20 protein-coding genes are annotated in these 19,552 nt (G+C 72.1%); 10 read left to right on the top strand and 10 right to left on the bottom strand.

Annotated elements, in window-relative coordinates; translation table 11 throughout:
* Positions 1–21: 21 nt before the first annotated feature.
* Genes Mco01_RS08895 through nuoH form a run of 3 tightly spaced genes read left to right on the top strand, consistent with a single transcriptional unit; the run spans position 22 to position 2,103 of the window.
* On the top strand, positions 22–612 hold the full coding sequence (locus Mco01_RS08895; protein WP_307825565.1) for an NADH-quinone oxidoreductase subunit B: 591 nt from the start codon (positions 22–24) through the stop codon (positions 610–612).
* Positions 609–1,157: an NADH-quinone oxidoreductase subunit C gene (locus tag Mco01_RS08890; RefSeq protein WP_204056400.1), complete on the top strand. Its 549-nt coding sequence runs from the start codon at positions 609–611 to the stop codon at positions 1,155–1,157. Before Mco01_RS08895 ends, Mco01_RS08890 begins: the two co-directional genes overlap by 4 nt.
* Positions 1,150–2,103: an NADH-quinone oxidoreductase subunit NuoH gene (gene nuoH / locus Mco01_RS08885; RefSeq protein WP_204056399.1), complete on the top strand. Its 954-nt coding sequence runs from the start codon at positions 1,150–1,152 to the stop codon at positions 2,101–2,103. The genes Mco01_RS08890 and nuoH overlap by 8 nt, the downstream gene beginning before the upstream one ends.
* Positions 2,104–2,763: 660 nt before the next feature.
* On the opposite strand, the gene Mco01_RS08880 is transcribed toward nuoH, so the two are convergent.
* The 4 genes from Mco01_RS08880 to Mco01_RS08865 all read right to left on the bottom strand — a co-directional run bounded on the left by Mco01_RS08880 (position 2,764) and on the right by Mco01_RS08865 (position 6,196).
* On the bottom strand, positions 2,764–3,090 hold the full coding sequence (locus tag Mco01_RS08880) for a hypothetical protein (RefSeq protein WP_204056398.1): 327 nt from the start codon (positions 3,088–3,090) through the stop codon (positions 2,764–2,766).
* Positions 3,087–5,075, bottom strand: a complete 1,989-nt coding sequence (locus Mco01_RS08875; protein ID WP_204056397.1) for a hypothetical protein — start codon at positions 5,073–5,075, stop codon at positions 3,087–3,089. Before Mco01_RS08875 ends, Mco01_RS08880 begins: the two co-directional genes overlap by 4 nt.
* Positions 5,076–5,099: 24 nt before the next feature.
* The gene (locus Mco01_RS08870; RefSeq protein WP_204056396.1) at positions 5,100–5,360 is read right to left on the bottom strand and encodes a hypothetical protein; all 261 of its coding nucleotides are present in this window, start codon (positions 5,358–5,360) and stop codon (positions 5,100–5,102) included.
* Between the two features lie 101 nt (positions 5,361–5,461).
* Positions 5,462–6,196 carry a ComEA family DNA-binding protein gene (locus Mco01_RS08865; protein ID WP_204056395.1) on the bottom strand — a complete coding sequence of 245 codons (735 nt, stop codon included), beginning with the start codon at positions 6,194–6,196 and terminating at the stop codon, positions 5,462–5,464.
* 163 nt (positions 6,197–6,359) lie between these two features.
* Here Mco01_RS08865 and Mco01_RS08860 point away from each other — a divergent pair, with 163 nt between their 5' ends.
* The 7 genes from Mco01_RS08860 to htpX all read left to right on the top strand — a co-directional run bounded on the left by Mco01_RS08860 (position 6,360) and on the right by htpX (position 14,506).
* A complete protein-coding gene (locus Mco01_RS08860; protein WP_239103444.1) occupies positions 6,360–7,316 on the top strand; it encodes a NuoI/complex I 23 kDa subunit family protein in 957 nt (318 codons plus the stop codon).
* Positions 7,313–7,852: an NADH-quinone oxidoreductase subunit J family protein gene (locus tag Mco01_RS08855; protein WP_204056394.1), complete on the top strand. Its 540-nt coding sequence runs from the start codon at positions 7,313–7,315 to the stop codon at positions 7,850–7,852. Before Mco01_RS08860 ends, Mco01_RS08855 begins: the two co-directional genes overlap by 4 nt.
* A 39-nt stretch (positions 7,853–7,891) precedes the next feature.
* Positions 7,892–8,233, top strand: coding sequence for an NADH-quinone oxidoreductase subunit NuoK (gene nuoK / locus Mco01_RS08850; RefSeq protein ID WP_036325478.1), 342 nt, complete (start codon positions 7,892–7,894; stop codon positions 8,231–8,233).
* Positions 8,230–10,125, top strand: a complete 1,896-nt coding sequence (locus Mco01_RS08845; RefSeq protein ID WP_204056393.1) for an NADH-quinone oxidoreductase subunit 5 family protein — start codon at positions 8,230–8,232, stop codon at positions 10,123–10,125. Before nuoK ends, Mco01_RS08845 begins: the two co-directional genes overlap by 4 nt.
* Positions 10,126–10,180: 55 nt before the next feature.
* A complete protein-coding gene (locus Mco01_RS08840) occupies positions 10,181–11,797 on the top strand; it encodes a complex I subunit 4 family protein (protein WP_204056392.1) in 1,617 nt (538 codons plus the stop codon).
* Positions 11,798–12,022: 225 nt separating this feature from the next.
* Positions 12,023–13,549, top strand: a complete 1,527-nt coding sequence (locus Mco01_RS08835; RefSeq protein ID WP_239103443.1) for an NADH-quinone oxidoreductase subunit N — start codon at positions 12,023–12,025, stop codon at positions 13,547–13,549.
* Between the two features lie 108 nt (positions 13,550–13,657).
* Entirely contained in the window at positions 13,658–14,506 is an 849-nt protein-coding gene (gene htpX / locus Mco01_RS08830) for a zinc metalloprotease HtpX (protein ID WP_036325484.1), read from the top strand.
* A gap of 40 nt (positions 14,507–14,546) precedes the next feature.
* Here the strand turns inward: htpX and Mco01_RS08825 are convergent, their stop codons facing one another.
* The 6 genes from Mco01_RS08825 to Mco01_RS08800 form a co-directional block, all read right to left on the bottom strand.
* Complete coding sequence (locus Mco01_RS08825) at positions 14,547–15,122, bottom strand: pyridoxamine 5'-phosphate oxidase family protein (protein ID WP_204056391.1); 576 nt, start codon at positions 15,120–15,122, stop codon at positions 14,547–14,549.
* Between the two features lie 19 nt (positions 15,123–15,141).
* A complete protein-coding gene (locus Mco01_RS08820; protein ID WP_204056390.1) occupies positions 15,142–16,206 on the bottom strand; it encodes a hypothetical protein in 1,065 nt (354 codons plus the stop codon).
* Between the two features lie 292 nt (positions 16,207–16,498).
* Positions 16,499–17,239 carry an amino acid ABC transporter ATP-binding protein gene (locus tag Mco01_RS08815; RefSeq protein ID WP_036325490.1) on the bottom strand — a complete coding sequence of 247 codons (741 nt, stop codon included), beginning with the start codon at positions 17,237–17,239 and terminating at the stop codon, positions 16,499–16,501.
* A complete protein-coding gene (locus Mco01_RS08810; RefSeq protein ID WP_204056389.1) occupies positions 17,236–18,060 on the bottom strand; it encodes an amino acid ABC transporter permease in 825 nt (274 codons plus the stop codon). The genes Mco01_RS08815 and Mco01_RS08810 overlap by 4 nt, the downstream gene beginning before the upstream one ends.
* A gap of 5 nt (positions 18,061–18,065) precedes the next feature.
* Complete coding sequence (locus Mco01_RS08805; protein ID WP_204056388.1) at positions 18,066–18,905, bottom strand: ABC transporter substrate-binding protein; 840 nt, start codon at positions 18,903–18,905, stop codon at positions 18,066–18,068.
* 114 nt (positions 18,906–19,019) lie between these two features.
* Positions 19,020–19,523 (bottom strand): MarR family winged helix-turn-helix transcriptional regulator, encoded by a 504-nt coding sequence (locus tag Mco01_RS08800; protein ID WP_204056387.1) that lies wholly within the window; start codon positions 19,521–19,523, stop codon positions 19,020–19,022.
* Between the last annotated feature and the right edge of the window lie 29 nt (positions 19,524–19,552).

The raw sequence follows: 19,552 nt of genomic DNA, 5'->3' as shown, positions 1-19,552 counted from the left end.
GGACGGGGGGACAATGGCGGTATGGCGGTGAGCGATCTCCCGATGCCCTCGGTGGGGCCGGCGTCCCGGCTGGCGCCCAAGCCGATGAAGTTCGTGCTGAACTGGGGCAGGCGCTACTCGCTCTGGGTGTTCAACTTCGGCCTCGCCTGCTGCGCGATCGAGTTCATCGCCACCTCGATGAGCAGGCACGACTTCATCCGCTTCGGGGTGATCCCGTTCGCCAACGGCCCCCGCCAGGCCGACCTCATGATCGTGTCCGGCACGGTGACCGACAAGATGGCCCCCGCCGTCCTGCGGCTCTACGAGCAGATGCCCGACCCGAAGTACGTGATCTCGTTCGGCGCGTGCTCCAACTCCGGCGGGCCGTACTGGGACTCCTACTGCGTGACCAAGGGCGTCGACCAGATCATCCCGGTGGACGTCTACGTCCCGGGCTGCCCGCCCCGGCCCGAGGCCCTGCTGCACGGGATCATGAAGCTCCAGGAACGGATCGCGGGCGAGACGCTGAGCGACCGCTACCTCCCGGACGCAGGCTCACTGCCGGGCGGCGGGTCGCCTCCCGGCCCGGGTCCACTGCCCGGCGGCGGCTCGCTTCCAGGCGGCGGCTCATGAGCGTCGACGCCGTCCGCGAGCGGTACGGCCCCCGCCTGTCCGACTCCTTCGGGCAGCCGGTGCTGGATGTCGAGCCGGGCGAATGGGCCGAGACGCTCGCCTTCGCCCGTTCCGAGGGCTACGAGTTCTTCGACTGGCTGAGCGGCGTCGACGAGCCGCCGGACGCCTTCGGGGTCGTGGCCCACGTCTTCGACCCGGTCGCCGTGGCCCACCTGCTGGTGCGCACCCGGGTGCCGCGCGCCGACCCCCGCCTGCCCACGGCCACCGGCGTCTTCCGCGGGGCGAACTGGCACGAGCGGGAGACGTACGAGATGTTCGGCGTCGTCTTCGAGGGCCACCCCGACCTGCGGCCGCTGCTGCTGCCGGACGGCTTCGAGGGCCACCCCCTGCGCAAGGACTTCGTGCTGGCCGCCCGGGTCGCCAAGTCCTGGCCGGGAGCCAAGGAACCCGGCGAGTCGGACCACGGCTCGCCGTCCCGCCGCAAGATGCTGCCCCCCGGCGTCCCGCCCGACTGGGCCGGCCGGGAACGGAGGGACGATGGCTGAGCTGCTCGACGTCGCGGTGCGCCTGGTCGTCGTCGTGGCGGCCTTCCTGCTGCTGCCGCTGATCGTCGGGCAGATGGAGCACAAGGCCATGGCGCACATGCAGTCGCGTCTCGGGCCGATGTACGCGGGCGGCTTCCACGGGTGGGCCCAGCTCATCGCCGACGGCGTCAAGTTCGTCCAGAAGGAGGACGTGATCCCGGCCGCGGCCGACCGGCGGGTCTTCGCGATCGCGCCCGCCGTCGCCCTCGTGCCGTACCTCGTCGTGATGGTCGTCATCCCGGTCGGGCCCGGGCTCGTGGCCGCCGACCTCGACGCCGGGCTGTTCTTCGTGCTGGCCGTCATGGGCGTCGGCGTGCTCGGCTCGATCATGGCCGGGTGGGCGTCGGCCAACAAGTACAGCGTGCTCGGCGGCATCCGGGCGGCGGCCCAGCTCATGTCGTACGAGCTGCCCCTGGTGCTGGCGGCCTCCAGCGTGGCGATGGCGGCGGGCACCCTGTCGCTGACGGGCATCGCCGAGCAGTGGCGGTGGTGGTGGCTGCCCTGGCAGGCGATCGGGGCCGTCGTGTTCTTCACCGCCGGCCTGGCCGAGCTGCGCCGGCCGCCGTTCGACATGCCGATCGCGGACTCCGAGATCATCATGGGCCCGATGACGGAGTACGCGGGCATCCGCTTCGCGCTGTTCATGCTGGCGGAGTACGCGGGCATCGTGGTGCTGTCGGCGCTGACGACCGTTCTGTTCCTCGGCGGCTGGCAGGGCCCGCTCCTGCCCGGCCCGGTGTGGACGCTCGTCAAGGTCTTCGCCCTGGCGTTCGTGGTGATCTGGGTGCGCGTCAGCTACCCCCGGCTGCGCGAGGACCAGCTTCAGAAGCTCGCCTGGGTCGGCCTGGTGCCGCTCGCCCTGCTCCAGCTCGCGCTCACGGGGGTCGTCAAGGTCCTCCTGGCGTGACATCTGAGGTCGAGCCTCAGGGCCCCGCGACCGGTAGGCGCGGCCCACGCCCCGCCACCCGCCTGTCCTGGGACGACGGCTGTCTCGTGGCCGCCGACCTCCTGTCCGGCCGTTCCGTACGGCTCCCGCGCGGCCGGCCGGCGGCACTGGCCTGCTACCGGATCACACCGCCGAAATTAGGCAAACCGCCGCCCCGCCTCGTCGCCCCACCGCCCATTCCGATGCCGCAGCCACCCGCCGTCCCGGGTCCAGGGCCTGACCAGCGGGTTCCGCCCGAGGGCGGGCGGCCGACGGTTCCAGCGGCGGCGCAGCCCGGACCGGCCCCGCGGCCCGCGAGCCCGGGAACACGCGCGCCGGGCCCGTGGCCCACGGATTCGTGAGCGGGGCAGCCGGCGGTGCCGGGCCCGTCGCGAGGCGGGGGCGGGGACCGGCGGGCGTTCCACGGGCTGGCCGCGTCGCTGCGTCTGCTGCTGTACCAGTGAGAGGACCTGACCGGCCTGTTCGTCCTCGTCCCTCCCGGCCGCCCGATCCTTCACCTCCCGGGACGCTGGTCTCCCGAGGACGTCCACCGCTTCGCCGTACGGCACGGCGTGAGCGTCGAGATCCGCACCCTCCCGCCGCCCGAGTACGTCGCCCTCGCCACCTCCACCCTGTGACGACTCACAACGGGCACGTCCACCGCGGCCACACGGCCGTCGCCTCGTTCTCCCACGTCTGAAGCGTCCTGCCCCCGTAGACCGTGTCCCTGTGGACGCTGAGCCACTCGACCAGTTCGGCTCCCGCCCGGACCCTGCCGTCGACCAGCCAGGGCTGGCCGCGAAGATCGCCCTCCGGGATCGCCCGGTTGTCGACGAAGCACTGGATTACCGCGACGAGCGCCTGATCGCGACGTCTCGCCTCGTCGTCGACCGGTCGGTGCGTATCCGTCCGCGTGCATCCGGCGAGCAGGAGTGCCGCACCGAGCGCGAACACCACGTGTGTCCTCACTGCTGCATCCTCATGGCCTCCTGGGCCGCTCTGATCCACTGCTGCAGGGACTTGCCGCCATATCGGGTCTCGGCGTGCTCGCTGATCCACTCCACAAGGTGGGCGTCCGGCACGACCATTCCGCTCCTGAACCAGGGAGCGTCATTCGGCGGACGCAGGACACCCGCCACAACCAGTCCCTGAACCACCGGGACCTCGATGTGCAGGACCCGGTCCCGGAAGGCGTCCGCGTTCTCCTTCACGGCCTCCAGCGCGTGTCCGGTGTCGAGCGAGGCGTCGACCGCGGGGGCCGCGGTGCCGGTGAGGAACTGCGCGATAGCGCCCGGACCCCACGGATTCGAGAAGCTCAGCGCCCCGAAGCTCCCCGTGAACAATGCGAGGGCGGTCTGATCGCGTGCGGCCTCCTCGTCCTTCAGCTGAGCGTTCACGAAGTGCTGGTCGTTGTGCAGCCGCTGGACAAGTCCGTAGAGACCCGCCATCTCGCTCACGTAGTCGGCATCCGACGGGTCCTTGATCGTGGCGGCCACGGCGAGTGTGACGCGCGCGTTCATCATTCCCGTGAACGTCCCGAACTCCTCCGGTTCCTGCAGAGCCTGATCGAGCAGTGCTTCGAGGTGGCTGCTCCGCACGACGACGACCCACGGATTCCCGGCCTCGTTCCCTCGCGGCAGCGCCATGGACGAGAAGTCGTGACCGACCGACTTCGCGAAGTCGGGGAGGTAGCGGTCGGCGGTGTAGAGGAGGGCCTGGCGGATCTCGTGGGGGAGGAGCGCGCCCGGGTTGGCCTTGGCGAAGTCGGAGGTGGCCGTGACGATGTGGACGACCGACCAGGCGGAGCGCTGGGCGTCGAGGCCGGTGCCGCGAGGGGCCGAGACGGCGGCGCGGAGGAAGGCGGCGGCGGGGGCGGCGTCGAAGATCTGGCCCTGGGGTGGAATGGGCCCGTCGGCTTTCAGGTAGTCGCCGACGAACGGCGTGCGGTCGTACCCGGGGGTGTGCCAGGAGTCGCTCACCAGCATCCGGGCGTAGGCGAGGCCGCTGTGCGGGTCGCCGAGCACCTGCCGGGCGGCCTCGCCGTTCTCGGCGGCCCGGGTGAGGACGGCGGCGACGGGGTCGAAGCCGGCCATCTCCCGCTGGTAGCGGGCGGCGTCGGCCTCGGACCCGATGCCCTGCCGGGGGCTCGGCCAGCTGATCTTCCCGGCGTGCCGGGCGTCCAGGAGGGCACGGGTGAGGCCGGCCAGGACCGCCGGGTCCCAGGAGGAGCCCGGGGGGCCGTACTTCAGCAGCATGCCGACGGACCAGGGGTCCCCGGATTCCAGCGCGTCGAGGGCGGCGCGGGACAGGGCCGGATCGCCGGGCCTCTCCGGACGCCGCAGCCGTGAGGCGGCCGCGAGGGCGGCGCCGAAAGCGGCCAGAAGGGTCGCGGCGGACGCGTCGAGCAGCGGCCCGGCGGCGGGACCCCGGTCGTGCAGGCGCCGCGCGAGCCCGGCGGCGAGCGGCGCGATCGAGTCCCAGAAGGCGGCGAGGTAGTCCGCGTCGTCCAGGTGGCCGCGCAGACTCTCGGCGACCGAGCGGAGGGCCTCGGCGGGACTCGTCCCGGACGCCGTGGCGTCCCCGAGAATCCTTGCCAGCTCCGCGGCGTCGTGCCGGGCCTGGCCTGCGCTCTGCCCGAGGGCGGTCCAGTCGAGCTGGACGAGCGGAGGCGGGTCCTGGTTGAAGGCGAGTACGCCGCCGGCCGGGGCGAGAGGGCTCCACCCCTTCTCACGGGCCAGTTCGTACGCCCGGCCGGTCCTGGCCGTCATGTCACGGGCGTCGTCGAGCGCCTCGGCGACCAGGCTCGGAAGTGCGGCGAACCCGATCTCGCTGCCCCATTTCTGCATCTTCTGCTGGACCACCGGTGTCTGGCGGGCCAGCACGTCGTGCAGCCGCTGGAGCCGGGCCGTCAGCTCCCGCAGGTTGGCGGGATCGACTCCGACGAATTCCCCCACGTCGTCCTCTCCTGGTACGGCCGGTCACGAGGCGGTCGCGCGTCGCTCGGCCTCCTCCTGACGCGCGATGAGGTGGGGCTGCTCGGCCAGCACGGCGTGGAGCAGCGCGGTGAGCCGGTTGCGTCGAACGTTCCATCCGGCGGCCCACCGGTCGGCCGGCGGGCCCTGCCAGGTCCGGTCGCCCATTAGCGGCGGCACCGCTCCGAGGGCGTCGAGGATCTCGCGTACGGCGGCGGCCGCCGCGGCCAGGTCTGCCCGGCATTCGGCGAGCTCGGATGGCGCCACGGATCCCCTCCCCGCGGTACGGCTGACGCTCCGTAAGCCTAGGCAGCGGTCCGTCGATCAGCCAGGGAAAGCCGCGGCGACATTGGGCATTACCACATCGGCTACGAGAGGTAGATGGTGTATTCGGCCAATTCGGGGGTCAGGTGGGGCGGGAGGGAGGCAGCGGCCGCCACGTCCTCGGCGGAGACGAAGCCGCCCACGGAGTCCCGGGCGGCGACCACCTGACGGGCCAGCGGGAGCGTCATGCCGGGCAGGCCCGCGATCACCTCGGCGGGCGCGTGGTTGAGGTCGACGAGGCCACCGTCGTCGTACTGCCGGGGCAGGTCGGGCCGCCCGATTCGCAGGTCGTGGGCGAGGAGGGCGTCGCGCTCGGCCAGCTCCCGCGCCTGCTGCCGCAGCGTCCGCCGGTGTTGTGCCATCGCGATGGCCTGCTCGTTGCCCGACGTCATACGGGGCTGTGGAGGGCCGAAGACCCGCTCGCGGATGATCAGGGAGTGCACGGTGGCTCCCAGCCACGGCCCGAGCATCCCGGCGACCATGAGAATGCCCGGGCCGACGGGGATTGTGTTCTGGTCGTCGTACGCGTCCACGATGGACATCCACGCGACGATGCCCGAGGTGTACAGGGCGGCCGTGGCCCCGAGCAAGGCGCTGCACCGCCGGACCGCGGCGTACCCGATCGTGAAGGGCGCGGCGAACCCGCAGGTGAACAGGGGTGCGAGGGCCCATAGAACACTGCCCGGCCCGGCCTTCCGAGGGGGCGGCGGCGGGTAGGCGCCGTATGGGTTCGGCGGCCAGTTCTGCCCCTGCGGTCCCGGTCCCCCGTAGCCGTGCATGCGCCGACAATACGAACTTCGCGGCAATCGTGCTCTCCACTTTTCCAACGTTCCGGTGAACATCTTGTGGAGAAGCTGGGGACAGCCCTGTGGACAATGTGGAAAACCGGTGAAGGCCTCCCGCACGTTCACCTGTGGGCCTTTGTGCGTCATGATGTTGCCTGTGGCGCGCATACCAGGAGAAGGGCTGGCCAAGGGCCTTGCCGTGACCCTGCGGCACATGCTGCGCAAATCGGAGACGCAGCAGTATCCCGAGGTCAAGCCCGACCTGCCTCCTCGCAGCCGGGGCGTGATCGCCCTGGTCGAGGAGAACTGCACTGTGTGCATGCTCTGCGCCCGAGAATGCCCCGACTGGTGCATCTACATCGATTCCCACAAGGAGACGCTGCCAGCGCCCGAGGGGGGCCGCCCGCGCGCCCGCAACGTGCTCGACCGGTTCGCCATCGACTTCTCGCTGTGCATGTACTGCGGGATCTGCATCGAGGTCTGCCCGTTCGACGCGCTGTTCTGGTCTCCGGAGTTCGAGTACTCCGAGTACGACATCCGCGACCTCATCCACGAGAAGGACACGCTGGGGGAATGGACGGCCACCGTCCCGCCGCCCCCGCCGCACGAGGTGGGGGCCGAGCCGCCCAAGGAGGTCGCCGCCGCCTCACGTCCCGCTCGTCCCGCCGCCGCGCGCCCCGGCCCCACCCGTACGGCGAGCCGGCCGGAGGCAGGGCCCGGCGCCGAAGCCGGAGCTGGAACAGCAGGAGCAGCAGCCGGGACGGGCGATGCGGCCGTGACGGCGTCGGGCGCGGCCGAAACCGGGACGAGTGAGGCCGGTGCGAGGCCGGACGGCCCGCCCGGAGCCGAGGCGGGCGGCGGACCCTCGCCGCAACAGGCAGAGGGCGGCGCCTCTTCGCCCGAAGGGGCGGAGGGTGGCGCGGCCTCGCCCGAGCGGGCGACGGGCGGCGGGCCTTCGCCGGAACAGGCGCCGGGCGGAGCCGCCCCTCGACGTCCGGCGAGGCCGATGCGGGACATCCGCTCCATCCGGCCGCCCGGGTCCCTTCCAAAGAGGTCCGGCGACGGCACCGACAGACCACGCGACGCGAAGGACGGGCCAGAGGAGGACGCGTGACAGCGCAGGCGCCGGGCTTCTGGCCGCCGTCGGGGCCGGAGATCATTTTTCTGCTGCTCGGCGCCGTCACGCTCGGCTCGGCCGTCCTGGTGGTGACGACGCGGCAGCTCGTCCACGCGGCCCTGTGGCTGGTCGTCTGCTTCGGCGCGCTCGCCGGCGGCTACCTCGTGCTGACCGCCGAGTTCGTGGCCTGGGTCCAGGTGCTGATCTACGTCGGCGCGGTCGTCGTGCTGCTGCTGTTCGGCATCATGCTGACCCGGGCGCCGATCGGCCGGTCGGCCGACCTCGACTCGGGCAACACGTGGGCCGCCGCGCTCGTCGCCGTCGCCATGGCCGCCGTCCTGGTGACCGTGCTGGTGTCCGGGTTCCGGATGGCGTACGCGCCGCTCGACCCCGGCCAGGGCGCGGCCAAGCCGCTCGGGTCGAGCGTCTTCCGCACCTGGGTCCTGCCGTTCGAGGCCCTGTCCGTGCTCCTGCTCGCGGCCCTGATCGGGGCGATCGTCCTGTCCCGCACCGACATCAAGGGCCGGCAGTGACCGGCCGCGCGGCGGACGCCCCCGGGACGGTGAGGTGACGTGCACGTCGTCTACCCCGTGGTCGTGTCCGCGCTGCTGTTCTCCATCGGCGTGTACGGCGTGCTGGCCCGGCGCAACGCGATCCTCGTGCTGATGTCGGTCGAGCTCATGCTCAACGCGGTCAACCTCAACCTGGTGGCCTTCGACGTCTGGCTGCGCGACCGGCTGCACGGCGGCCAGGTGCTCACGCTGTTCGTCATCGTGATCGCCGCCGCCGAGGTCGGGCTGGGGCTGGCGATCGTGCTCGCCGTGTTCCGCACGCGCCAGACGATCGACGTGGACCGCCTCCGGGCGCTTTCCGAACGGGCGCCCGGTGAGGCGGACGGGGAGGTCCGGTCGTGATCTTCGTCGTCGCCCTCGTCGTCCTGCTGCCCTTCCTGGCCGCGGCCGCCGGCCTGCTCGCCTCCAGGCTGCGGACGGGCCGCGAGGCGCCCGGGGATCGGGCGGCGTACCGGAGGGCGGCGTGGTTCGCGATCGCGGCCGCCACGGCGTCGCTCGCGCTCACGGTCTGGCTGGTGCTCGTCCTCACGCGCGGCGCCGTACCCGCCGGGGAGGGCCGTCCCTTCTGGACGGACCTCCTGCCGGGACGGCTGGAGGGGACGCTCTCCGTCGTCGAGACGGGATCGGTCCCGGTCGCGGTGTCGCTGCGGGCCGACGGATTGTCGGTGCTGGCGGGCATGCTCGTGGTCGTGGTCGCGCTGGCGGTGCAGGTCTACTCGGTGGGGTACATGCGGGACGAGCCGCGCTACCCCTCCTACAGCGCGTTCGTCAGCCTGTTCACCAGCGCCATGCTGCTGGTGGTCTACGCGGGCGACCTCATCGTGCTCTACGTCGGCTGGGAGATCATGGGCCTGTGCTCCTACCTCCTGATCGGGCACTGGTGGGAGGACCGGGCCAACTCGCGCGCGGCCGTCAAGGCGTTCCTCGTCACCCGGCTCGGCGACGTCGGGTTCCTGTTCGGCGTCTTCACGCTGGGGATCGCGGCCGGGAGCTTCCGCATCGACGACATCCTGCGCGCCGACATCCCCACGGGCACCGCGGTCGCGGGGACGCTGCTGCTCCTCGCGGGCGTCGCGGGAAAGAGCGCCCAGGTGCCGCTGCAGACGTGGCTGCCCGACGCGATGGCCGGCCCGACGCCCATCAGCGCGCTCATCCACGCCGCCACGATGGTCGCGGCGGGGATCTTCATCGTGGCCCGGCTCTACCCGGTGTTCCTCGGCGCCCAGCCCACGCTCGACGTTCTCGGCGTGGTCGCGGCCGTCGGCATGCTCGGCGCGGCCCTCGCGGCGCTGGCGCAGGACGACCTGAAACGCGTCCTCGCCTACTCCACGATCAGCCAGCTCGCGTACATGGCGGCGGCGCTCGCCGCGGGCTCGGACCGGGCGGCGATGTTCCACCTGGTCTCGCACGGCGCGTTCAAGGCGCTGCTGTTCCTGTGCGCGGGCCTGGTCATCCACCACGCCGGGTCCAACCTCATGAGCCACATGGGCGGCCTGCGCACCGCCATGCCCGTCACCTTCTGGACCACGACGATCGGCCTCGCCGCGCTCATGGGCCTGCCCCCGGCCAGCGGGTTCTTCAGCAAGGACGCCGTGATCGCCGCCGTCGAGCACTCGCGGGGCGCCGCCCAGCCGTTCCTCTACGCCTCCGCCCTGCTCACGGTCGGGGTGACCGGCGCGTACGCGACGCGGGCCTGGCTGCGCACGTTCTTCGGGCCGGCCAGGATCGAGCCGCTGCCCGAACCGCCTCCCGGCACGGCCCACGTGTTCGACGGCCGCGAGGCGCCCCGGTCGATGCTCTGGCCGGTCGGCGTGCTGGCCGTCCCGGCGTTGCTGCTCGGGTTCGCGGGGGTGCGGGAGGTCGACTGGGGGTCGGCCGCGGTCAGCCTCGTCGTCGCGCTGCTGGGCGCCGGGATCGTCTACGCCCTGTGGCGCGGCGCGCCCGACCAGGATCCGGCGCGGATGCTCGGCCCGTTCCAGGCGCCGTGCGAGCGGGCCTTCTACGTCGACGCGCTGTACGCGGCCCTGATCGTCCGTCCCGTCCTGCGCCTCGCCCGCGGGGTCGTCCGGACCGACGCGAAGGTGGTCGACGGCGCCGTCCGCGGCTCCGGCCGGGCCACCCTCGGCCTGTCCACCCTCGTACGGCTGGCCCAGACAGGCAACGCCCAGCTCTACGTCACCGGCCTGCTCGCCGGGCTCCTGCTGATCGCGGTCGCGGCGGTGGTGCTCACATGAACCGACCATCGGGCGCCGCGTCGCGAACGGCCCGCACGCCGACGGGGGTGGCGGCATGAGCGCGTTGCCGGCGGTCCTCCTGGCCGTCCCGCTGCTGGGGGCGGCGGCGCTCGCCTTGCCCGTGTTCCGCGGCCGGTCGACCTCGGCGTACGGGATCGCCGTCTCGGGCGCGGCCCTCGTCCTCGCCCTGGTGGTCGCGGCGGTCTTCGACTACCGGGACGCCGGACGCATTCAGCTGGGGCTCGACGTGCCCTGGAGCCCGGGGCTCGGCCTGCGGTTCCACCTGGGCGTCGACGGGATCTCGCTGCCGCTGGTCGTGCTGACGGCGCTGCTCGTGTTCCTGTGCTTCGTCCACCTTGCCCGGCACCGTCCCGAGGGCGGGCGACCGCGCGCCCTGGCGTTCACGCTGCTCGTGCTCGAGGTCGGGATGATCGGCACGTTCCTCGCCCTCGACCTGCTGCTGTTCTTCGTGTTCTTCGAGGTCGTGCTGGTCCCGATGTACTTCGTGATCGCGATCTGGGGCGGGCCGGCCCGCCGCGCGGCGGCCGTGAAGTTCATCCTCTACACGCTCCTCGGCTCGGCGCTGCTGCTGATCGGCCTGCTCGTTGTGTGGGCCCAGACGGGCACGCTCGACATCGCCGATCTGGCCGCGCGGCACGGCTCGGGCATCCCCCGGACGGCCCAGGTCCTCGCCTTCCTCGCGATCGGGGTCGGCCTGGCGGTCAAGACGCCGATGTGGCCGCTGCACACCTGGCTGCCCGACGCGCACACCGAGGCCCCGACGGTCGGCTCGGTCCTGCTCGCGGGCGTCCTGCTCAAGATGGGCACGTACGGCTTCGCCCGGATCGCGATCCCGGTCCTTCCTGAGGGCGCCGCGACGCTCGCGCCCTGGCTGGGGGCGTTCGCGGTGGTCGGCATCGTGTACGGCTCGCTGGCCTGCCTCGCCCAGCGCGACCTCAAGCGCATGATCGCCTACTCGTCGGTCGGCCATATGGGCTTCGTGCTGCTCGGCTTCGCGACGCTCACGCCGGTCGGCATGAACGCGGCGCTGTTCGGCAACGTCGCCCACGGGCTGATCACCGGCCTGCTGTTCTTCCTCGCCGGTGCAGTCAAGGAGCGGTACGGCACGGCCGACATGGTCCGGATGGGCGGCGGGATGCTGCGCCGCCTGCCGTACATCGGCTCGCTGCTGACCTTCGCCTGCGTCGCCTCGCTCGGGCTGCCGGGGCTCGCCGGGTTCTGGGGGGAGATGCTCGCGCTGCTGGGCGCGTTCCGTCCCGCCGCCGCGTTGTCCCGGCCGCTGTTCCTCGTCTTCATGGCCGTGGGCGGCCTCGGGACCGTGCTGACCGCCGCGTACTTCCTCGTCATGCTGTCGCGGGTGACCCACGGCCGCCCGACGGAGACCGTCCCTGCGGGCCCGCCGCTGACCTCGGCCGAGGAGATCCGCGAGGTGCTCGGCCCCGGCGAGCCGGTCGAGCCCGTCGCCACCGGGACGGCCGTCGCCGAGGTCGAGGAGCCCGCCCGGCCCACGTGGGACGTGACGGGGCACGAGCTGGCCGCCTGGCTGCCGCTGGTCGCGCTCACCCTGGCCTTCGGCCTGTGGCCCAAGGCCCTCCTGGCCGTGACCACCCCGGCCGTCCAGGCCGTCCTCGGCCAGGGGGTGACCCCATGAGCCCGTCGCCGCCGCGCCCGGCCCTCCCAGACCGCCGCGAGAGAGCGTGGCACGTCGGCCGCCGAGGTGCCCGGGCCGCCGCCGAGCAGCCGCCGCCCGCCGAGGCGAGCGCGGGTGTCCGGCAACTCACCGCGAGGATCCGGGCCGGGGTGAGCGCAGGCGTCCGGCGGCTCGCGCGGCCCGGGTGGCTGGTTCCGCCGACGGGCGAGCGGCGGGGGTGAGGGCGTGAGCGGACAGGTGATCCAGGGCATCGACTACGCCGCCGTGGCGGCGCCGCTGGTCGTGGCGCTGACGGCCGGGCTGGTGCTGGTGCTGGACGCGACGCTTCCCGCGCGGCCCGGCGGGCGGCGGCTGCTCGGCGGCGTCACGCTGGCCGGCGTGGCGGCGGCGCTGGCCGTGGTCGCCGTCCAGGCCGTCCAGGGCGTCCGGAGGGAGACCTTCTGCGTCCCGGCGTCCCTCGGCGGCGGGGAGTCCGCGGGCTCGCAGGCGTCGTGCTCGTTCGTGGCCGACCGGTTCACGCTGGTCATCGCGGCCGTCGTGCTCGCGGCCGGGCTGGTCGTGGTGCTGCTGTCGATGTCCGAGGTGGCGATCGCGCGGACCCCGGCGGGGGAGTGGTACTTCCTGCTGCTGGCCACGCTGACCGGCGCCGTCCTGCTCCCGGCCTCGCGCGACCTGATCATGCTGGTCGTGTCGCTGGAGCTCGTCTCGCTCCCGGTGTTCGCGCTGACCGCACTGCGGCGGTACGACGGCCGGGCGTCGGAGGCCGCGCTCAAGCTCCTGCTCGTGTCCGTGGTGTCCACGGCGGTCATGCTGTTCGGCGTCTCGCTGCTGTACGGCGTCACCGGGTCGGTCCATCTCGACCGGATCGCCACGTTCTACGCGACCGCCCATCCCCAGATGCCGTACGGCGGCGCGGGGGTGACGACGGTCGCCGTCGTGCTCGTGCTGGCGGGGTTCGCCTTCAAGATCGCGGCTGTGCCGTTCCACTTCTGGGCCGGGGACGTGTACCGGGGCGCGCCGGTCCCGGTGGCGGCCCTGCTGTCGGTGATCTCCAAGGCGGCCGGGTTCGCCGGGCTCATTCTGATCCTCACGGTCGCGCTGAGCCGGCAGGCCGCGATCTGGTCGCCGGTGATCGCGATCGTGGCCGCCCTGACCATGACAGCGGGCAACGTGCTGGCCCTCCGGCAGCGCCACGCCGTCCGCCTGCTGGCCTGGTCGTCGGTGGCCCAGTCCGGCTACATCCTCGCGCCGCTGGCCGCCTTCACCGCGACGGGCCGGGCCGGGCACACGGGCGGCGCCGTCTCCGCCTCGGTCGCCTATCTCGTGTTCTACGCCGCGATGAACCTCGTGGCCTTCGCCGTCGTGATGCGCGTGTCGAGCGAGCGAGAGCGGAACACGCTCGACGACTACCGGGGGATGGCCCTGCGGTCGCCGGCGTCCGGGCTGGCGCTCGCCTTCTCCCTCGTCTGCCTGGCCGGGCTGCCGCCCGGGCTGGCGGGCCTGTTCGCCAAGGTCGTGGTCTTCCGCGAGATCGTCGCGGGCGGGCTCGGCTGGCTGGCTGTCGTCATGGCCGTCAACACGGTCGTCGGCCTCTACTACTACATCGCCTGGACGGCCCGGCTGTTCACCCCGGCCGAGGCGGGCGGCCGCCAGGAGGCGAACGCGCCCGTCGCCGTCGCGGCCGGGATCGCGCTCACCGTCACGGTGGTCTTCTCCGTCGTCCCGCAGGTGGTGCTGTCCGCCCTCGGCTGACGCCGCACTCCGCCGAGGCCCGCCGCGTTCCGGGGTGCCCGGATGGGAACGTTCGCCCAGGCCATATGCGTTGGTACGGCTGGACGCACCAAACCGTGAGGAGGAGGCGTGCACCACAACAGCCTGCGCACCGCGGTCCTTCTGGGGGCTCTGTCCGCGTTGATCCTGCTCGCGGGGGCCTGGCTCGGAGGCGGCGCGGGCGTACGGCTCGCCTTCCTGGTGGCGCTCGCGGCCAACGGCGTCGCGTACTTCTTCTCCGACACGATCGCCCTGTCCGCGATGCGGGCCCGGCCCGTCTCCGAGGTCGAGCAGCCCGTGCTCTACCGGATCGTGCGGGAGCTGTCCTACGACGCCCGGCAGCCGATGCCGCGCCTGTACGTGTCGCCCACCATGCAGCCCAACGCGTTCGCGACCGGGCGCAACCCGCGCAAGGCCGCCGTCTGCGTCACCCACGGCGTGCTCGGCCTGCTCGACGAGCGCGAACTGAGGGGCGTGATCGGCCACGAGTTGTCGCACGTCTACAACCGCGACATCCTGATCTCCTCGGTCGCCGGGGCGCTCGCCACGATGATCACCTACTTCGGGTACGTCGGCCTGTTCTTCGGCTCGGACGACGACGAGGGCCCGGGCTTCCTCGGGGCCCTGCTCGTGATGATCCTCGGCCCGGTCGCGGCGTCGATGATCCAGATGGCCATCTCCCGCTCGCGCGAGTTCGCGGCGGACGAGGCGGGCGCCCGCCTGACGGGCGATCCGCTCGCCCTCGCCTCGGCGCTGCGGAAGATCGAGATGGAGGTGCGGCGGCTGCCGCTGCCGGAGAACGGCCGGCTCGCCTCCGCCAGCCACATGATGATCGCCAACCCGTTCCGCGGGGCCGGCATCGGGCGGCTGTTCTCCAGCCACCCGCCCATCGCGCAGCGCATCGCCCGGCTGGAGCGGATGGCCGGCTACCGCCGGTGACCCGTTCCTGGAGGCCGGTCGGTCACCGGCGGGCGCGCGGTCAGGAGTGGTGGCGCACCGGGTCGGTCTCCTCCGGGGCCAGCGCCGCCAGGCCGTCGATGCTCTCGCGGTTGTGCCGGGCCCGATAGGCGCGTTTCTGCTGGACGTCCTTGCGGCCCGCCCACTCGTCGAGCAGTGTCCGCTCCTTCTCGTACGACATGAACGGGACCGAGAAGCCGCACGAGTCGGAGATGCGGTCGCAGGACACCACGATGATCGAGCGGACGCCGGAGTGCGGCCCGAACCGGGGGATCAGGACGGCGAAGTCCGGGTCGGCCGGGGTGACGACCCGGCCCGTGCCGTACAGGCGGACGATGTTCGGCGGCCCGTCGAAGGCGCAGAACATGACCGTGACCCGGCCGTTGTCGCGGATGTGCGCGATCGTCTCGACGCCGCTGCCGTCGAGGTCGAGGTAGGCCACCGTCGTGTCATCGATGACCGTGAACGTGTCGGGGTAGCCCTTGGGGGAGACGTTGACATGGCCGCCCTGGTCGGGGGCCGTGGCGACGAAGTAGACCGGCTGCGCCGAGATGAACTCCCGCAGCCGGTCGGTGAGCCTGTCATAGATCTTGCCCATGTCTGGACGATAACTCCGGTCACTCGCCGGGCAACCACCAGGTCCACGCCTTGGACGTGATCACGAACGAGTCGAGTTTGGGGGCGGCGCCCGTGGCGGGGTCGAGGCCGCGCCGGATCGCGCCGGTGGTGTTGCCGTTCTTGTCGCTGCGCGTCTCCCACAGGTCGAGGGAGTCGCCGGACGTCCACTGCATGCCGTACGCGGACTCGCCCTTGGGGACCTTCACGTCGACCGGGTCGCCTACGGTGTCGCCGGCCAGGTCGTACACGCGCAGGCGCTGCTTGCCGGACGGCGCGGTGATGATCAGTGCGAGCGAGGCGCCGTCGTCGGCCAGGGCGATCGGGGTGTTGTTGGCCACGACCTGCGGCACCACCCGGCTCTCGGTGCGGTGCCCGTCCCGGTCGTACACGAGGAACTCGGTGGTGTTCTCGCCCGTGGACCGGGTGGCGAGCAGGTGGCCGCCGTCGGGGCTGAAGCTCTGGACGTTGACGTCGGACCGCAATGTGTGGACCGTTCCCGAGGTCAGGTCGGCCACGAGAGAAGGCTTCGGCTTGTCGGCCTGGTAGCTCACCGCGACGGAACGGCCGGTGCGGTCGATCTGCAGGTCGGCCGAGGACATGCCGACACCCTTGGGGAGCCTGGCGGCGGCCCCGGGCAGGACCCGCACGCGGTTCGTCCGGATGTCGCGGACCACGATCCTGTTGTCGGAGGCGCGGAAGTAGGCGACGCTGCCGCCGTCGCCGCTCACCCCCAGCGGCGCCGTCGACTCCTTGTCCACCTTGTGGCCGTCGAGCGGGAAGACGCGGGCGTCCTTGAGGGGGACCCTGCTGCCGTCGCGCAGCGTCAGCGTCCAGGGCCCGCAGGGGACGGTGTAGTCCTTCTTCTTGCACGACTTCACCCAGGCGTACCGGATGGTCTTCTTCGTGGACGTGGCGGAGGCGGACGCCCTGAGGGAGCTGGCGGAGGCGGACGTTCTGAGGGAGGTGGCGGAGGCGGCTCCCGTACGCGCCTCCGCCTGCGCCACGCCGGGCAGCGCGGTCACGGTGACCGCGGCGGCGAGCGCGAGGACGGCGGTTCTGTTCATCTCTGTTCCTTTCGTTCATCTCGGTAGATGCGTCCCGGGAACGAAAGGTTGGGTCACGAATCGGCCACACGCCCGGCGGCCGGCCGCCGGCAGGGCACCGCGGACGTCGTCGTGCACGTCACGGCCCGGCACGGGCCCGTCACACGGAAACGGCCCGCCCGCCGGAGCGTCGCGCGTCTGGGCGCGCGACGTCCGGCGAGCGGGCCACCGGGATCAAACCCGGGACCGGGCCGGACCAGGGTCGGCTCGGCCGGACCAGGCCGGGGCCGGACCAGGCCGGCCCGGATGGGGGTCAGACGCCGGGGTGGAGCACCCGGCGGAGGAACTCGCGGGTCCGCTCGTGCTGGGGGTCCGCGATGACCTGCTCGGGCGGGCCGTCCTCGACGATCACGCCCTGGTCCATGAACACCACCCGGTCGGCCACTTCCCGGGCGAAGCCCATCTCGTGGGTGACGACCAGCATGGTCATGCCGTCCTCCGCGAGCGTGCGCATCACCGCCAGCACGTCGCCGACGAGCTCGGGGTCGAGCGCGGAGGTCGGCTCGTCGAACAGCATGAGCGAGGGGTTCATCGCCAGCGCCCGGGCGATGGCGACCCGCTGCTGCTGGCCGCCGGACAGCTGACCCGGGTAGGCGTCGAGCTTCTCCAGCAGGCCGACCTTCTCCAGGTTCTCCTGGGCGACGCGGTCGCACTCGCCGCGGCCCCGCTTGAGGACCCGCTCCTGCGCGATCGTGACGTTCCGCCGGACCGTCAGGTGGGGGAACAGGTTGAACTGCTGGAACACCATGCCGATCCGCCGGCGGGCGGCGTCGATGTCCACGTCCGGGTCGGTGAGGTCGACCCCGTCCACGACCACCTGCCCGGAGGTCGGCTGCTCCAGCAGGTTGACGCAGCGCAGCAGCGTCGACTTGCCCGAGCCAGACGGCCCGATGACGCAGACCACCTGGCCGCTCTCGACCGTGAAGTCGATGCCCTTGAGGACCTCGAGGCTGCCGAACGACTTGTGCAGGTTCTTGATCTCGACTGTGCTCATCGGGCCGCTCCCTGCCGGGCTTCCAGCCGCCGCGCCACGTAGCCGAGGGGGATCGTGATCAGCAGGTAGGTCAGGCCGGAGATGAGGATCGGCGTCGGGTTCGCGAACGTGGACGCCTGGTCGTTGCCGAACTTGGCCAGCTCGACCTGCCCGGCCGTGACCCCCAGGAACAGCACCAGCGAGGAGTCCTTGAACAGCAGGACCAGCTCGTTGGTGAGCGGCGGAATGACGATCCGGATGGCCTGGGGGATGATGATGGACACCATCGCCCGCAGGTACGGCATGCCGAGCGAGCGGGCGGCCTCCATCTGCCCCTTCGGCACGGCCTGCAGGCCCGCGCGGAAGGTCTCGGCCATGTACGCCGCGGAGACCAGGCCGAGGCCCAGCGCCGCCTGGCCGTACACGTCGCCGGGCACCTGGAAGCCGGGGAAGGCCAGCGGCAGGCTGCCGATCATCAGGAAGATGACGAGCGCGGGCAGCCCCCGGAAGATCTCGACGTACCCGGCGGCGATCCACCGGTACGGCGCGACCGAGGACTGCCGCATCAGCGCCAGCAGCAGGCCGACCGCGAAGCCCATGACGTACCCGGTCAGCGTGTAGATCACCGTGTTGCGCAGGGCGACGGTGAACAGCGTGGGCATGCCCTGGCCCGCGACCTCACCGTTGAAGAACGACTGCTTGATCGCTCCCCAGTCGGCCAGGGCGGCAAGGACGACCACGACCACGATCAGGACGCCGTACTGGACGCCCCGGCCGATCCGCTGTCTCCTGCGCGGGCTCAGCCGTCCCCCGGAGGGGACGGCCGTCTGGTTGCCTGCCACCGGTGTCACGAGGTCTTCGGTTCGGTGCCGAACCACTTCTTGTAGATCGCGGCGTAGGTGCCGTCGGACTTCGCGGCGGTGATGGCGTCGTTGATGACCTTCGCCAGCGCCGTGTTGCCCTTCTTCATGCCGATGCCGTACTGCTCGCCCGTGTCGAGGTTGGCGACCTGCTCGAACTTGGCGCCGATGTCGGGCTTCTTCAGCCAGGTCAGCACGACCGGGAGGTCCTGCACGATCACGTCGACCTGGCCGGTCTGCAGGCCGAGCAGCTCCTTGGGCGAGTCGGCGAATTCGACCGGGTCGAAGCCCTTGCCCTTCACGTAGTCGAGGCCGGTCGTGGACGCCTGGGCGCCGAGCTTGAGGCCCTTGGCCTTGACGTCGTCGAGCGAGGTGACCCCGCTGCCCTTCTTGGCCATCAGCGCCTGGGTGGCGTCGAAGTAGGGGATCGAGAAGTCGATGTTCTTCTTGCGCTCGTCGGTGATCGTCATGCCGGCGGCGGCCACGTCGCACTTGCGGGCGTTGAGCGCCGCGCCGCTCTTGATGGCGGCGAAGTCGATGTCGACGATGTCCTGCGTCACGCCCAGCTTCTTGGCGGCCAGGTCCACCATGTCCACGTCGAAGCCGACGACCTTGCCGCCCTGGTTGAACTGGAACGGCTCGTAGGGGATGTTCGTGCAGGTGGTCAGCTTGCCCGGGTGGACGAGGGAGACGCCGCCCGCGGCGCCGCCGGACGACGGGGTCGCCGTGGTGGTCGATCCTCCCCCGCAGGCGGAGATCAAGAGCGCCGTCGCCAGCGCCGTCGCGCCGATGCCCGCCGCGTTCCGGGTTGTGGACCAGGGAGCCACACCGGCCTCCTTGCTTTGCTCAGAAAGGTACTGCTTGGTACGCGCAGTTTAGAGGCTGGTTACGGCAGGTTGGCCACGGCCTGGAGGCGGCTGTGTAAATCCTGGTCCGAGGGGTCAGACCTCGGTCATCTCCCTGGTGAGGTTGTTGAACCGGGCGAGCATCCGGGCCAGCGACCGCACCTCGTCCTCCGGCCAGGAGTCGAGCAGCGCCCGGAAGCGCCGCTGCCGTGCCGTCCGGGCGTTCTCCAGCCGCTGCCGTCCCTCGTCGGTGAGCGCGAGCAGGTGGGCCCGGCCGTCGTCCGGGTCGGGCTCCCGGGTGACCAGGCCGAGCTCGCCGAGCACCTTGAGCTGGCGGCTGATCGTCGCCTTCCCCACGCCCAGGTGGGCCGCGAGGTCGCTCGGCCGCACCGGGTCGCCCTGACCGATGAAGATCAGCAGGCCGTACGCGCCGGGGTCCAGCTCGGGATGGATGCGGCGGCTCATCTCCGCCGACAGCGCGTGGGCGCGCCGGAACAGCACGGCCAGCTGGTGCTCGACCTCGTGGTACGCGTCGTCGGACGCCTCCACGCCAGGTCTGCCCCCGGCGCCGATGACGGCGTCCGTTGTGGCGTTCGTCATGACGCCGCCTCCTCCCATCACCGGCTCCA

The organism is Microbispora corallina, assembly GCF_016863035.1.
Classification (GTDB): Bacteria; Actinomycetota; Actinomycetes; order Streptosporangiales; family Streptosporangiaceae; genus Microbispora; species Microbispora corallina.
This window is presented reverse-complemented; position numbering and strand designations above follow the sequence as displayed.